The sequence below is a fragment of the Bifidobacterium olomucense genome (assembly GCF_012932375.1).
GTDB lineage: Bacteria > Actinomycetota > Actinomycetes > Actinomycetales > Bifidobacteriaceae > Bifidobacterium > Bifidobacterium olomucense.
This window is the reverse complement of record NZ_JAAIIG010000007.1, coordinates 60,760-73,387: the sequence shown is the minus strand read 5'-3', so window position 1 is coordinate 73,387 and position 12,628 is coordinate 60,760. Positions and strand designations below refer to the sequence as shown.

The 12,628-nt window shown below is 55.2% G+C and carries 15 protein-coding genes; 7 read left to right on the top strand and 8 right to left on the bottom strand.

From position 1 onward, the window contains the following. The first annotated feature begins 3 nt into the window (after positions 1 to 3). The 3 genes from G1C97_RS08370 to G1C97_RS08360 all read left to right on the top strand — a co-directional run bounded on the left by G1C97_RS08370 (position 4) and on the right by G1C97_RS08360 (position 4,687). Positions 4 to 2,706, top strand: coding sequence for an excinuclease ABC subunit UvrA (locus G1C97_RS08370; RefSeq protein ID WP_169241380.1), 2,703 nt, complete (start codon positions 4 to 6; stop codon positions 2,704 to 2,706). A gap of 131 nt (positions 2,707 to 2,837) precedes the next feature. Further along, positions 2,838 to 3,413, top strand: coding sequence for a TetR/AcrR family transcriptional regulator (locus tag G1C97_RS08365; RefSeq protein ID WP_169241379.1), 576 nt, complete (start codon positions 2,838 to 2,840; stop codon positions 3,411 to 3,413). Beyond that, positions 3,410 to 4,687 (top strand): MFS transporter, encoded by a 1,278-nt coding sequence (locus tag G1C97_RS08360; RefSeq protein ID WP_169241378.1) that lies wholly within the window; start codon positions 3,410 to 3,412, stop codon positions 4,685 to 4,687. Before G1C97_RS08365 ends, G1C97_RS08360 begins: the two co-directional genes overlap by 4 nt. Positions 4,688 to 4,950: 263 nt before the next feature. On the opposite strand, the gene G1C97_RS08355 is transcribed toward G1C97_RS08360, so the two are convergent. Continuing rightward, positions 4,951 to 5,664, bottom strand: a complete 714-nt coding sequence (locus tag G1C97_RS08355) for an NADPH-dependent F420 reductase (RefSeq protein WP_335341355.1) — start codon at positions 5,662 to 5,664, stop codon at positions 4,951 to 4,953. Between the two features lie 150 nt (positions 5,665 to 5,814). Here G1C97_RS08355 and G1C97_RS08350 point away from each other — a divergent pair, with 150 nt between their 5' ends. After that, positions 5,815 to 6,342, top strand: coding sequence for a PadR family transcriptional regulator (locus G1C97_RS08350; RefSeq protein ID WP_240951076.1), 528 nt, complete (start codon positions 5,815 to 5,817; stop codon positions 6,340 to 6,342). Further along, positions 6,299 to 7,000, top strand: a complete 702-nt coding sequence (locus tag G1C97_RS08345; RefSeq protein WP_169241439.1) for an endonuclease III domain-containing protein — start codon at positions 6,299 to 6,301, stop codon at positions 6,998 to 7,000. Before G1C97_RS08350 ends, G1C97_RS08345 begins: the two co-directional genes overlap by 44 nt. Here the strand turns inward: G1C97_RS08345 and G1C97_RS08340 are convergent. Beyond that, positions 6,974 to 7,639 carry a DedA family protein gene (locus G1C97_RS08340; RefSeq protein ID WP_169241377.1) on the bottom strand — a complete coding sequence of 222 codons (666 nt, stop codon included), beginning with the start codon at positions 7,637 to 7,639 and terminating at the stop codon, positions 6,974 to 6,976. The two genes, G1C97_RS08345 and G1C97_RS08340, sit on opposite strands and share 27 nt — an antisense overlap. A 169-nt stretch (positions 7,640 to 7,808) precedes the next feature. On the opposite strand from G1C97_RS08340, the gene G1C97_RS08335 reads away from it, so the two are divergent. Next, a complete protein-coding gene (locus G1C97_RS08335; RefSeq protein ID WP_169241376.1) occupies positions 7,809 to 8,288 on the top strand; it encodes a flavodoxin in 480 nt (159 codons plus the stop codon). Positions 8,289 to 8,320: 32 nt separating this feature from the next. Beyond that, positions 8,321 to 8,719, top strand: coding sequence for a cupin domain-containing protein (locus G1C97_RS08330; protein ID WP_169241375.1), 399 nt, complete (start codon positions 8,321 to 8,323; stop codon positions 8,717 to 8,719). Between the two features lie 227 nt (positions 8,720 to 8,946). Here the strand turns inward: G1C97_RS08330 and G1C97_RS08325 are convergent, their stop codons facing one another. The 6 genes from G1C97_RS08325 to G1C97_RS08300 all read right to left on the bottom strand — a co-directional run bounded on the left by G1C97_RS08325 (position 8,947) and on the right by G1C97_RS08300 (position 12,241). Continuing rightward, entirely contained in the window at positions 8,947 to 9,984 is a 1,038-nt protein-coding gene (locus tag G1C97_RS08325) for a DUF4417 domain-containing protein (protein WP_169241374.1), read from the bottom strand. 11 nt (positions 9,985 to 9,995) lie between these two features. Next, positions 9,996 to 10,382 (bottom strand): hypothetical protein, encoded by a 387-nt coding sequence (locus G1C97_RS08320; RefSeq protein ID WP_169241373.1) that lies wholly within the window; start codon positions 10,380 to 10,382, stop codon positions 9,996 to 9,998. A gap of 11 nt (positions 10,383 to 10,393) precedes the next feature. Next, positions 10,394 to 10,744: a hypothetical protein gene (locus G1C97_RS08315; RefSeq protein WP_169241372.1), complete on the bottom strand. Its 351-nt coding sequence runs from the start codon at positions 10,742 to 10,744 to the stop codon at positions 10,394 to 10,396. A 5-nt stretch (positions 10,745 to 10,749) separates the two neighbouring features. Next, on the bottom strand, positions 10,750 to 11,121 hold the full coding sequence (locus G1C97_RS08310; RefSeq protein WP_169241371.1) for a hypothetical protein: 372 nt from the start codon (positions 11,119 to 11,121) through the stop codon (positions 10,750 to 10,752). Positions 11,122 to 11,280: 159 nt separating this feature from the next. Then, positions 11,281 to 11,916 carry an ImmA/IrrE family metallo-endopeptidase gene (locus G1C97_RS08305; protein WP_240951075.1) on the bottom strand — a complete coding sequence of 212 codons (636 nt, stop codon included), beginning with the start codon at positions 11,914 to 11,916 and terminating at the stop codon, positions 11,281 to 11,283. Continuing rightward, positions 11,900 to 12,241 (bottom strand): helix-turn-helix domain-containing protein, encoded by a 342-nt coding sequence (locus G1C97_RS08300; RefSeq protein WP_169241370.1) that lies wholly within the window; start codon positions 12,239 to 12,241, stop codon positions 11,900 to 11,902. The genes G1C97_RS08305 and G1C97_RS08300 overlap by 17 nt, the downstream gene beginning before the upstream one ends. Between the last annotated feature and the right edge of the window lie 387 nt (positions 12,242 to 12,628).

The window sequence follows — 12,628 nt, the reverse complement described above, 5'->3', positions numbered from 1 at the left end:
AACATGACGAAGTCCGGTGCGAGCAAACCCAGCGTGATCGAGGTGCGCGGCGCTCGCGTACATAATCTCAAGAACATCGATGTCAATGTGCCGTTGGGTGAGCTGGTGGGCGTCGCCGGTGTCTCTGGTTCGGGCAAAAGTTCGCTGGCCTTGGGTGTGCTGTATGCGGAAGGTTCTCGACGGTATCTGGAAGCGCTGTCCACCTATACGCGACGGCGCCTCACCCAAGCCTCCCGCGCGCAGGTAGACGAAGTGCTGCATGTACCAGCTGCGCTTGCCCTGCATCAGCGGCCTGCGGTGCCTGGCATACGTTCGACCTTCGGCACCATGACCGAACTGCTGAACAGCTTGCGTTTGCTGTTCTCCCGCTGCGCTTCGCATGTGTGTCCGCATTGCGGGGCACGCCAACAGCCCACGATGAATGTGGCCGCCGAACTGCCCATCGTATGCGGGCACTGCGGCAAGGAGTTCCAAGCCCCCGGTGCGGAATCGCTGGCTTTCAATTCCGGCGGCGCGTGCCCCACCTGTTCCGGCACCGGCATCGTGCGTGAGGTGAACCGGGCGGCTTTGGTGCCGGACGAATCGAAAAGCATCGACGACGGCGCGGTACTGCCGTGGGGCTCCCTGATGTGGGATCTGATGAAGCAGGTGTGCGGGGCGATGGGCGTGCGCACCAACGTGCCATTCCGGGATCTCACGCCTGAAGAGCGTGACATTGTATTCAACGGGCCGGCCGTCAAGAAGCACATCCTCTACCGTTCCAAGAAAGCGGACGACTTCGCCGAACTCGACTTCACCTATTACAACGCTGTCTACACGGTGGAGAATGCGCTCGCCAAAGCCAAGGACGAGCAGGGGTTGAAGCGTGTGGCGCGTTTTCTGGAAGAAAAGCCGTGTCCGGACTGCGGCGGCAGCAGGTTGAGCGCGGCTGCCCGCGCACCACAAATTCTTGGGCTGAATTTGGCTGAAGTCACCGCCATGACCTTGGACAATGCGGTGACGTGGGTGCGCGGCGTACCCGATTCGCTCCCGTCTGAAATGCAATCGATGGCCACGAACATCTGCGAATCGTTCCTTGACGTGGCCCGTCGTCTGCTGGAACTCGGCCTTGGATACCTCTCGCTCGACCGTGCCGGAGCGACCCTGTCCACCGGCGAACGCCAGCGCGTGCAATTGGCGCGTGCCGTGCGCAACCGCACCACCGGCGTGCTGTATGTGCTGGATGAGCCGTCCATCGGTCTGCATCCCTCGAATGTGGACGGACTGCTCGGCGTTATGCATGATTTGGTGGCGGATGGCAACTCCGTGGTGGTGGTCGACCATGATGTGCGCGTGCTCAAGGCGGCCGATTACCTGATTGAAATGGGTCCGGTTGCCGGTGTCGATGGAGGCCACGTGATCGCGCAGGGCACGGTGAGCGATGTGGAACATACCGCTGCCAGCCGTATTGCGCCTTTTCTCCTGGAATCCGGACAGCGGCGCATACGGGCACAACGTGTTGCGGCAGTCGATGCCGAGACGGCCGAAGGACGACAAGTCGCCGATACTGCTGTGGAGATTGACGGTTCAGTTGAATCTCCGGTGTCAGGAAACGCGGAGATATTCGCTTTCGGGCGCATCCATATGGAAACCGGGCCGCTGCACACGGTCAAGCCGCTTACCGTGGACATTCCACGCGGACGTTTGGTAGCGGTCACCGGCGTGTCTGGCTCGGGAAAGACCACGTTGGTTTTGGAAACGCTGATTCCGGCGCTTCAAACTGCTGCAGCCGGAGCATCGCTGCCTCAGCATGTTCGCAAGCTTGATGCGGACGGTATCGCACGCGCCAACCTCATCGACGCCACGCCGATTGGCGCCAACGTTCGTTCTACGGTGGCTACCTACGCCGATATCCATGACGAATTGCGACGAACTTTCGCCCGTACGGAAGAAGCCAAAGCGAGTGGATATAAGGCCGGTGACTTCTCCTACAACACCGGTCGTTTGCGTTGCCCCACCTGCGACGGCACCGGCTCCATTTCGCTGGACGTGCAGTTTTTGCCGGACGTGACCATTGCATGCCCGGATTGCCGAGGCTCCCGGTATGCGCCTGAAGCCGGCAGGATCCATCGCGTCATCAAGACAACGAAAAGTAAAGTCGTGCGCAAGTCCGCAGTATCCGTTGCGGATAGTCAGGGTTCTTCCGCCGTGGCAGAACACACGGCGCAAACGTCGAACATAGGGGTTGAGCGTTCGTTGACCTTGCCGCAGATGATGGCGATGAGCGTGGACGAAGCTTTGGCCGTAACCGGTGACATGAAAAAAGTGCATGCACGACTGACTACGTTGCATGACTTAGGACTTGGTTATCTGACGTTGGGGGAGCCGACGCCTGCGCTTTCCGGCGGTGAGGCTCAGCGCTTGAAACTCGCCAGCGAGATGGGCAAGGCGCAGTCGGACGCCGTATTCGTATTCGACGAACCGACTATCGGCCTTCATCCGCTTGATGTACGTGTGCTGTTGGGCGTATTCGACCGGCTGGTGGCAAGTGGGGCCACCGTGGTGGTTATCGAGCATGACTTGGACGTTATCGCCAATGCTGATTGGGTGATCGATCTTGGTCCGGGTGGTGGCATGGCAGGTGGCCGGATCGTGGCTGAAGGTACGCCTGAGCAGATTGCCGCCAATCCAAAAAGCGTTACCGGTCGGTATCTCAATATCCTGTAGCTGGCATAGCTGTCGCACAAGACAGGGCCATAGGGTGTGATGCGGTGTGATGCTTTGCGTTGTTGGGTATGATCTCTTGTTCGTCTCGCCTTGTGTACGGATGTACCTATGCGTGGGTAGGGTCGGTTGATATGGAAGACAGTGTCGAAACGCCGCGCAAACGTGTGGATCCAGAACGCAAGCAACGTATCATCGAATCATGTCTGACCGTGATCGCCGATCGCGGTGTGGCCGGCACTTCGCACCGCGTGGTGGCTGCCGAAGCACATGTGCCGCTTGGACCCATGACCTATCACTTCGATGGTATGCATGATTTGCTGCATCAGGCATTCGACCAGTTCGCTGACCGCTCCATCGCACTGTTTGCGGCGCGAATGAACGCGGCGCGCACGCCCGAGGAGGCATGCGAAGCCATAGCCGACAGTGTTGAACATGACGTACTCGCCACCGAACGGGACACTATCATCACCTTTGAGTTGTACACACTTGCCGCCCGTGACGCTTCTTTCCGTGACATCAGCGACCGCTGGATGGGTGCCGTGCAGCAGGAACTGGGCCGGTTCTTTGACGCACGTACCGTGGCGTTGCTGGATGCCATGATCGAGGGGCTTACCCTGCATCGGGCGTTAGGCGGAGAGCCCAAGAACGTGGATGATTTGCGCGAGGGCATCCGACGTGTGGCATTTGGCAAGGATCGTTCTGAATGAAATCGGACTCTTTGCCAATGCAATATGAGGAAGATGCTCCATCCCAGATCACTCTCCCCATGCTGCATATGATTCGATTCCTTGCGGGATTCTTCATCTGCGGTCTGCTGTGGGTGACGGCTTTCAACTCCGCCAGCATGGTGTTGCTGCCGCAACGCCTCAAAGACGACGGATTCGCCAATCCCAATGGCCTGATTGCGCAGTTAAACGCGGCAGGTGCGGTCGTGGCATTATGCGCAAACATCATCTTCGGCTCACTGTCTGATCGTTCGCGCTCGCGGTTCGGACGTCGTACACCATTCATGATCGCCGGCGCAATCGCATCGGGCACCTGCCTGTTTTTGGTTTCGGTCGCACAGCATGCGGCTACCATTATCGCCGCTTGGTGTGGTTTGCAGCTGTTCCTCAACGCATTGCTGTCGCCGGCTCTTGCCACGTTGTCGGATAGGATTCCCGGCAACCTTCGCGTGCGCATGTCCGTAGCCTACGGTTTGGGCATCACTATGGGCAACGCCTTCGGCACAATGCTCGGTGCATTGTTTCACGAACGGAAAACCATCGGTTTCGCCGTCGCCGCATGTCTTTTGGCATTGGATGGGCTGATTGTCGTATCGATCTGGCCCAAGGAACCTTCCGCTGAGAACCTGCCGAAAGCTGGAAACGGTGTGAAGGCGATGCTGAAAAGCTTCCAGCCACCTATCCGGGGTGCGTCGGATTTCTATAAGGCGTTGATTGGCCGGTTCTGCCTGATGCTGGCATACAACATGGTGTTCGCCTACCAGCTCTATATTCTCGAAAGCTATCTTGGGCAAAATGCTAAACAAGCCGCAGCCACTATCGCAGTGCTGTCATCATGTACCATGATCGCCAGTCTGACCGGCATGATCGTCAGCGGTGTTATTGCGGAGCGATGGGGAAGAAGAAAGCCGCTGCTGATTATCGCGGCGGTATTGCTCGCCTGCGGGTTTCTTGCTCCCCGATTGATGCCGTCGGTGCAGGGATTCTATATCTACGGTGTGCTGGCCGGACTGGGGTACGGCACGTATAACGCCAGCAATCAGGCGTTGAGCATTGATGTGTTGCCTAATAAGAACGAGGCCGGCAAAGGGCTGGGCATATTGAACCTCGCCAACACCTCCGGCATGATTCTGGCCGCAGTGATTACCTCGTCCGTATATGCGATTTGCGGAACCTACCGTCCGGTGTTTATCGGCGCGGCATTGCTGGCGTTGATCAGCATTCCTTGCATCGCGACGATTCGTTCAGCTCGATGACGGTTCTGGATTACGTATTTACTTGGGTTTTCGCCATATCTGCCTGACATATCCGTCTGGCGTAGTTTCGAGGCCATACGCGTGTGGCATAACCTACGGCGAATCGTTCCACGTATGACTCGTGCAGTTAGAGCGCTCGCATAATGTATAAACGCAGCATCTCCAAAACCTTGAACGATCAAGGGTTCTGGAGATGCTGCGTATGGTTGTCTCAGTCTGATTCCTCAGTGTTCCTTATCGAAGCGATTCTCTGTAGGAGAGTCTTACTTCACGACCTTGAAGCCGCCGGTCCACGGGGTCTGCTCGGTCACACCGAGGATGATCTGCAGGGCGCCGTAGCCCTCAAGGTACTGGGCGCGCTTCAGCGGACCTGCGTCCACGGTCTTCAAGCCGCCGGCCTCGATGAATGCGGCGACGGACTTCTTGGCATCCTCATCGTCGGCCGCAAGCTGCACCACGGTCGGGGCTCCATCGTTCTCGCCGGTGGCAAGGGTGGCGGCGAAAGTGGTGTTGAAGCCCTTGACCACCTTGGAGTTCGGCAGTTTGGCGGCTACGTACTCGGCGGCGGACTTTGCGCCTTCCGGCAGAGCCAGGTCAAAGGTGGTGAAGTCGATCGGGTTGGCCACGTCCACCACGGTCTTGCCGGCCAGCTGGTCGGCGTAGGTGGCGAGCACTTCGTCGTAGGCCGGGAACGGGAGGGCCAGAACCACGATGTCACCGGAAACGGTGGCCTCGCCGAACTTGGCTCCGGTGACGCCGTCGGCTGCTGCGGCGGCCTTGTCCGGGTTGCGGTCGATGACCTGTACGGAAGCGCCGGACTTGACGGCGATGCCCGCCACTGCGGAACCGATGTTGCCTGCGCCGAAGATGGTGATGTTGCTCATGATGAGTCCTTTCGATATGGGTGTGTATTTCTCACTGCCTTGCGATTGCTTTGGTTGGTGTTCCGTTGCGTTCGCGTTGATGCCAGTATGCACCTCAATGAGAGATATTTCAAACTGAGATATATCGGAAAGGTTTATATCGATTTGAAAATCGTTGGAATTGCAAGGGTTCTGATGTATGCAAAGTCTTTCGCTCCGGGCGTGTCGTTCTGAGATATCTCGACTTGAGATATCATGGAAGGTATGATGAACACGATAGAACTCATGACATTGGGCTTCCTCTCTGAGGAACCCTTATGCGGCTACCGTCTGCGCAAGAAGATGGAGCAGCTGCAAGGCTATATGCAGGCGGTTTCCGACGGTACTTTGCATTCGGTGACGAACAAATTCGTCAAGGCCGGTTATATCGGCGAGACCTTCAACATAGTGAACGGTCGCCGTCTGCGTGAATTCCACCTTGAGGAAGCCGGTCGCGAGAAGCTTATCGAGGAGCTGAAGGAAACCGGCGGCTACAATCTCACCAACATCACCAAGTGGGCGGTAGTCATGTCGTTCCTTTCGGTGATTCCCGACGAAGCCGACCGCCGAGTCGTATTGCAACGTCGTCTTGACCTGCTTGAGTCCGATGTGCGACGCCTGTACAGCGATGGCGAGGGGCCGATTGACAACGACAAGGTACAAGACAAATACCGTCGTGCCATCATTATGGTGCACGATGCCGAAATCGATGCCGAACGGCAGTGGCTTAAAGAGGAACTCGGCGTTGAGTAACAGGCGGGTGCCGTCCGCGGCCGCATTGGAATCGTTGTATGGCACCATGCTCCAGCACATGGGGCCAACTGGCTGGTGGCCGGCGGAGACGTTGTTTGAAATCATGGTCGGTGCAGTGCTGACGCAGAACACCGCATGGGGGAATGTCGATCGATCGTTGCACGCGCTGAAAGCGGTTAATGCGCTTGGACCGCATGCGATTGCGTCATTGGAGCCGGAGACTCTTCAGGATTTGATTCGCCCGTCCGGGTTCTACCGGAATAAGGCGAAGACGTTGCAATCGCTCAGTCGCTGGTATATCGAACGATGCGGCGCGCGGCCGGAAGGCGCGGCGGATATCGACGATGATGGGTTGCGCGCAGAACTGTTGGGATTGTTCGGCATCGGCGGGGAGACCGCGGATGATCTGGTGCTGTATGTGTTCGGCCGCCGAGCATTCGTGGCGGATACGTATGCGCGGCGACTCTTCGCGTTTCTCGGGTTCGATGTGCCGGGCGGCTATCCCGCGTTTCACAAGGCATTCGCTCCGATTGTGTTGGAAACAGAGCTGGACGTTGCCGGATTGCAGGAATTCCATGGCCTCATCGACGAATACGGCAAAGCGTATCGCACCGACGAGGCCAAAGCGGAATCATTCCTGCACGGCTTCAAGGTGTGAGCGCACTTTCGCCACCACATACCAGACGAGCAGCGCCACCACGATGGCTGCCACCGCGTACTGGAACTTATCAAGGAATCCTAGGATTGAGCACCAACTCGCACCCAGCACGTAACCGGCCATGACCAGAATCGTGTTCCATACCGCAGAACCCAGCGTGGTGAGCAGTGTGAACTTCATGAGATTCGTGCGGGCAATACCGGCTGGGATTGAAATCAGCGAACGCACGATTGGAATCACGCGGCCGATGAGCACGGAGACCAATCCATACTTCGCGAACCAATCGTTGGCCTTGTTGATGTCGGAAGCGTCGGTGAGCGGCATCGAATCAAACAATTTGCGCATACGTTCAGCGCCAATCGCATAGGCGATGCCATACAACACCAGTGCTCCGATCACGGAGCCGATGGTCGCGCCGGCAATGGCTTCGATGAGGGTCATGCGGCCTTGTGCCGCCGTGAAGCCAGCCAATGGCAAAATGACTTCGCTGGGAATCGGCGGAAACAGGTTTTCAAGGAACACGGCGATGCCGGTGCCAAGCCAGCCCATCACGGACATGAGCCCGACAAGCCAGTTGGTGATAGCGCCAATGAATCCGCCCGTGGAAACCGGGCACTGCGTAATCGTTGCAATGTTCATGTCGCTTACGCTATGGCATGCGTGCTTATGTGAAGCTAAGACACTGATGTCAGCTGGTTGCGGCGGCAATCATGCATTTTGCGCATAGCAAATCATTGCTGTTTTCTATTGGACGGATGAGGGTATCGGCGATTCAATGGAGCTGAACATTGTGATGGGAGGAATCGATATGAGCAAGAGGATTCTGGTTGCATACTTCTCCGTCACTGGTACTACACGGGCCGTGGCGGAACGTTTGGCGAAAGCGATTGGTGCGGATCTGACCGAGATCGAACCGGCGGAACCGTATACCGCGGCCGATGTGGATTGGCGTGATGTGTCCAGCCGTTCGTCGGTGGAGCATAAGCACCGCGAGATGCGACCGGCGTTGGCCAAGCCGATTGATGTGAAGCCATATGACGTGGTGTTCGTCGGCTATCCGCTGTGGTGGGAGACCGCTCCACGCGTGGTGCGCACATTCCTTGAAAGCGAGGATTGGGCCGGTAAGACCATCGTGACGTTCGCTACTTCGGGTTCCAGCACGCGTGGTGCCGACGGCGTGCAGTTGCATGATTCCGCGCCGGCTGCGCGTTGGGTGGCGGGCCGCCGTCTGGCCGCAAACGTCAAGGAATCCGAGCTGGCCAAGTGGGTCTCCGGCCTCAATCTGTAAAAACTCAGCCTGTTGATTCGAAAGGAACAGCAATGGACAATCCGAGCGCATTCCCGATGGGCAAACCGAACGACGCATACGCTCAGTACTTCGAGGGGCAAAGCTATCTTGCACCGCTTGCCGGTGACGATCAGGTGAACGTGGCCAATGTGACCTTCGAGCCCGGCTGCACGAACCACTGGCATATCCATCATGGTGTCTGCCAGATTCTGCTGGCTGTGGGCGGCCGCGGCTACTACCAGATCGAAGGCCAGGAGCCAGTCGAGTTGAAGCCCGGCGATGTGGCGTACATTCCGCCGGGAACCAAGCATTGGCATGGTGCCGCACCCACCGAGGCGTTCGCCCACGTGGCGATCATGCCCAAGAAGGAAGGCGCCTCCAACGAATGGCTTGAACCAGTCGACGAGGAAGCCTACAAGAAGTTGGCGTAACGGCCTGATTGCACCGCAGGTGTCCTCTATGGCGGGGCAATGCTGCTGAAACCCTCACTAAGTATGCGAATGCTTCGTTGAACCGCATACTTAGTGAGAGTTTTCGCGTATCTCGCGTCCGGAAGTGGCGCTCAACCGCCCGCTACCGCATTTCCGGGGGCTTGTATTGGTCGTCGGTGATGAAACAGGTGCGGTAGAACTGTCAAAGTTCTACCGCATGCAGTGGATTAATTCGAAAGTGCTTTCCTGTTCTCCTTCGCTTTGCAATAAGCGGACTGGACGGCAAGGTTGCCGCAATCGGAGACGGACTCACTTAGGACTTTCAGAAAATACTGTTTATCGGAATCGGGATACTGAAAGGATGCTTTCGCGATAGCGGATACCAGCTCGGGGCTTTGAGCCTGATAGATGAGTTCGTCAAATACCTCGCTCAGATAGTTCATGTCATCAACTGAACATTCATTTGTAATGAATGCGACGGTGGCGGATATGTTCTGAGCGCAGGCTTCCACCATATCGTGCCAGGCCTTATCGAGCATCACATTGTCCTCGTCAAGGTTCTCGCGACGTTGTTTTATGACTTGCTGAATCTTTGTTATCGCTCTTTTTTGTTGCTTGTATAAGGTATGTGCGTCCTTATACCATCGGTGTGGAACGCCAGCCGCATTGAGTTGTTGTTCCATGACGGTGTCGTATCTTCCGTAGAGCATCACGCGAGACGGTTTGAGCGTATGGAGCTTGACTGCATAGGAATAATCGCTGTCTTCGGTGAGTTCGCAGCCCAGAGTGCCAGAAGCGCACATGATGTCTTCCGGTACATTGAGCAGGCATCTCAATGTTGAAGGCAGGCCGATACGCAGATTCTGCACAATTTTGATTCCGTTGACCGCGAGAACGGCACCGAACAGTTGATTGAGCAGAATAGTTGCTTGCTGACATTCGATGTCCATGTCCTCGGTGATGGTCACATCGGCGCCGATTACACCCATGAACTGTCGGTATTCATCCAGCTCGATCAATACCTGTTCTAATCGTGGATAAATTCGATTGTCTGCGCAGTAGAAGCACAGCACCGTATGAGACGGATCAAGGACGAGCGATGACTTGCGGTCGCGGAACGGAATGATTAGTTTCGGCCATTCATCATTATCCGGGATCTCAAGGTACCATTCACGACGCATTAGGGGGAAGCCTTCGCTGTCGAGAAGTACGTTATTCTGTTTCAGATAACGCTGGTATTCGCCAATCAAATCCAGCAGTTCCATGAGCGTATCCATCAGGCGACCAGCTTCATATCAGGTGGCCGCATCAAAGTTATGGAGGCATTGGGCAGTATGCTCTCCAAGAGCTGTAATATCTGGCGTACGCGATGGCGGAAGAATCGTTGTGGAACGCATCCTTGCGATGTCGGCGTATAGTCGCAGAGTACCGCGATGCCGGTGCAGTCTACCAATTGTGTGGTGAGCGTAGATACAGTCTGTTCTGAGTCCGCAGCCAGCAGTTTGCTCAGCGTGATGTACCGGCGCTTGCCGATACAGTCGAAAAGACAGTCAGGATGTCCGGCTTCGAGGTAGAACGGATCGTAATCAATCGGTTCCAATGAGGTGTTTGATTCTGGCCGATGATCCCAGAACACGCCGATCAGCTTATATGTACTTTTCAATTTCGGTACCTCTATAGTTCGATAACTACGCCAGTGTTGTACTGAACCGCACGTCGGGCGAAGTCGTCAAGTTTGCGATAAATTTCTGCCAAGCGTGGAGTGATAGGCTGCTCCAGACGAGCCTCTAGCCACCCAGCTAGCAGCCTGCATTGCTTCGCATCGAAGAAATCCACATCGCCATAACCAAGCGTCGTATCGCATACGCGGTTGACGGCATCAGTGAAGTCCTCATCCATCGGGTCACGGTCGGACTCGCGCATCTTGTACACTTCAACATGCCCATCAGGTTGCATCGGACGATTAGGAATGTTTCCGTAATACGAGGTGACGTTGTCGAAATCATGAAACAGGGTCGCTTCCATGCTGATCACATGTCCTTCCGCTTGAGAATTTTGAAATGGGTCTCTTTGCCGTCTTTGCTCACTGTTCCGTCCAATGTAACGAACCCGCCGGTATGTTTGTCGATGATACGAAGGTAACCGGCAATCATGTCGGCGAGGACGATATAGTCCTTACCGACGTATTTGACTTTGTACCCTTTCCTTCGCCCTACGGCACCTGGTGTGAACTTGTCGACGATGTCATTGATGTTGACGGAACGTTGAATCCAATCATCATTATGTTTTGTCTCGCGTTCTTTGGCTTTTCGATGACGTTCCTGCTCTTTTTCTGAGCCGGGAACGATGTCTTCGATGTAGTGCCTGGATGCTGATGAATAAGCTGATTTTGTGTCGGACACAGCAAGTCCCCTTTACGAATTAATGTCAAGTGTCTTTCGTATTGCGAGAATCACTTGAGTGTTTTCCGGAAGATGCTGCATAATCAAATTGCAGTGTGAGGGTGCGTGCATCTTCGCGGAGGGTGTTTTTTGATTCGCCTTGGCGTTTCAGGAATGCCCTCAATTTCTTAAATGCATTGGTGCTACCTCTGTCTGTTGCTCAATCAAGAGCTTGTTATCGCGCTCTTCGATTAGGAGTCCTTTCATATACAGTTCAAGGATGCTGCCGTCAATGTCTTCGTTCTCTGACCGATGTCTTAACCATTTCAGGTAGGCGTCAAATGCATTGCTGGCACATTCATTGGAAAGTCCAAAGTGTTCAGCCACTTCGGAACCGGATTGCAATCCCATATGATGGATGAGTGCTGGAGGCGCAATGGCGTATCTGGCCCAAAAATTCGCTTGCCGTTCAGCTAATGGACTATCACATTTGTGACCAAGGAAGCAATGACCAGCTTCATGCGCAGTGGTAAAACGGTTTCGTCCATGTGGCTCGTAGTTGTTATATGCTGCTAGTCTGGTCTCTCCGTTTGTGCCTTGGAGCGTAAATGATATGCCGCTCGGACACCCGGATAGCATTACGATATCGTCGAAATTCGTTGTGTCGAAAGCGATTGAGTATGGCATTACTTGGATGCCTGCTGATGCCATAAGTTCCACTGGATCTATCGGCACGCGAATGAATCCCAGCTGTTTGAACGCGCTCGCGACGTTCCACTTCAACATGGTGTACATGGGATCATCGATCTGTATCATTTCGTTCCTTTCGCGCGGCGAGCAAAGTCGTGATAAGCTCGGCCACTTCGTCTTCGGTCAGATCTCCACCGTGTCGTGCGCAGTATTCCTTGACGAATCCGAATGAGGTGCTGATTGTAGGTTCCGGTTTGCCTAGTAGCTCGGCTGAAGTCGTATGAAGCGCTGTTGCGATATTCGCAAGTATTTCTCCTCCTGGTTCCTGCGCTCCAGATAAATACTTCGATATGCTCGACTGAGATGTACCTGCATATCCGGCAAGCTGGGCTTGTGTAATGCCGTACTGTTTCATCAGTGACCTCATCCTTTCTCCGAGTTGCTCGCCCATTGTTTTCCTTTCCTTGATTGCGTTTCCGAATATCAGTATATCATAAATATTCCTAAACGAATACTTATGATATTTATGCCTGATGAGAGAGGTTCCGGTGAGGTTCTTATCGATGATTCAGAGTAAACAACGAAGCCAGAGCCTCTCAGGCGTATTCCCGGTTGAGGACGCGCGTTTCGCTAACGACCGGCTTGGTCCGATTGAACCAGTGGTGAAGGAAGGATTCACCTTGCAGGACGAACGTGGGGGGGGGGGCAGGTTTTGCTGTTGTTGCTCAGCGCGGCCTTGTGCGGATAGCCGACTATCGGTAATAGTGAAGGTGTCATTATCCACTGCGTGGTAATGCCTATCATAGTGAAAGTGCTCTCGCTGTTTCTCGGTGGCCTC

Bases quoted from the DNA above. Each gene is read 5' to 3' on its own strand.
- G1C97_RS08300 (WP_169241370.1), bottom strand. From the start codon at position 12,241: ATGGGCGAGCAACTCGGAGAAAGGATGAGGTCACTGATGAAACAGTAC.
- G1C97_RS08325 (WP_169241374.1), bottom strand. From the start codon at position 9,984: ATGGAACTGCTGGATTTGATTGGCGAATACCAGCGTTATCTGAAACAG.
- G1C97_RS08315 (WP_169241372.1), bottom strand. From the start codon at position 10,744: ATGGAAGCGACCCTGTTTCATGATTTCGACAACGTCACCTCGTATTAC.
- G1C97_RS08350 (WP_240951076.1), top strand. From the start codon at position 5,815: ATGATGAACACGATAGAACTCATGACATTGGGCTTCCTCTCTGAGGAA.
- G1C97_RS08365 (WP_169241379.1), top strand. From the start codon at position 2,838: ATGGAAGACAGTGTCGAAACGCCGCGCAAACGTGTGGATCCAGAACGC.
- G1C97_RS08340 (WP_169241377.1), bottom strand. From the start codon at position 7,639: ATGAACATTGCAACGATTACGCAGTGCCCGGTTTCCACGGGCGGATTC.
- G1C97_RS08330 (WP_169241375.1), top strand. From the start codon at position 8,321: ATGGACAATCCGAGCGCATTCCCGATGGGCAAACCGAACGACGCATAC.
- G1C97_RS08360 (WP_169241378.1), top strand. From the start codon at position 3,410: ATGAAATCGGACTCTTTGCCAATGCAATATGAGGAAGATGCTCCATCC.
- G1C97_RS08335 (WP_169241376.1), top strand. From the start codon at position 7,809: ATGAGCAAGAGGATTCTGGTTGCATACTTCTCCGTCACTGGTACTACA.
- G1C97_RS08370 (WP_169241380.1), top strand. From the start codon at position 4: ATGACGAAGTCCGGTGCGAGCAAACCCAGCGTGATCGAGGTGCGCGGC.
- G1C97_RS08305 (WP_240951075.1), bottom strand. From the start codon at position 11,916: ATGATACAGATCGATGATCCCATGTACACCATGTTGAAGTGGAACGTC.
- G1C97_RS08345 (WP_169241439.1), top strand. From the start codon at position 6,299: ATGCCGAACGGCAGTGGCTTAAAGAGGAACTCGGCGTTGAGTAACAGG.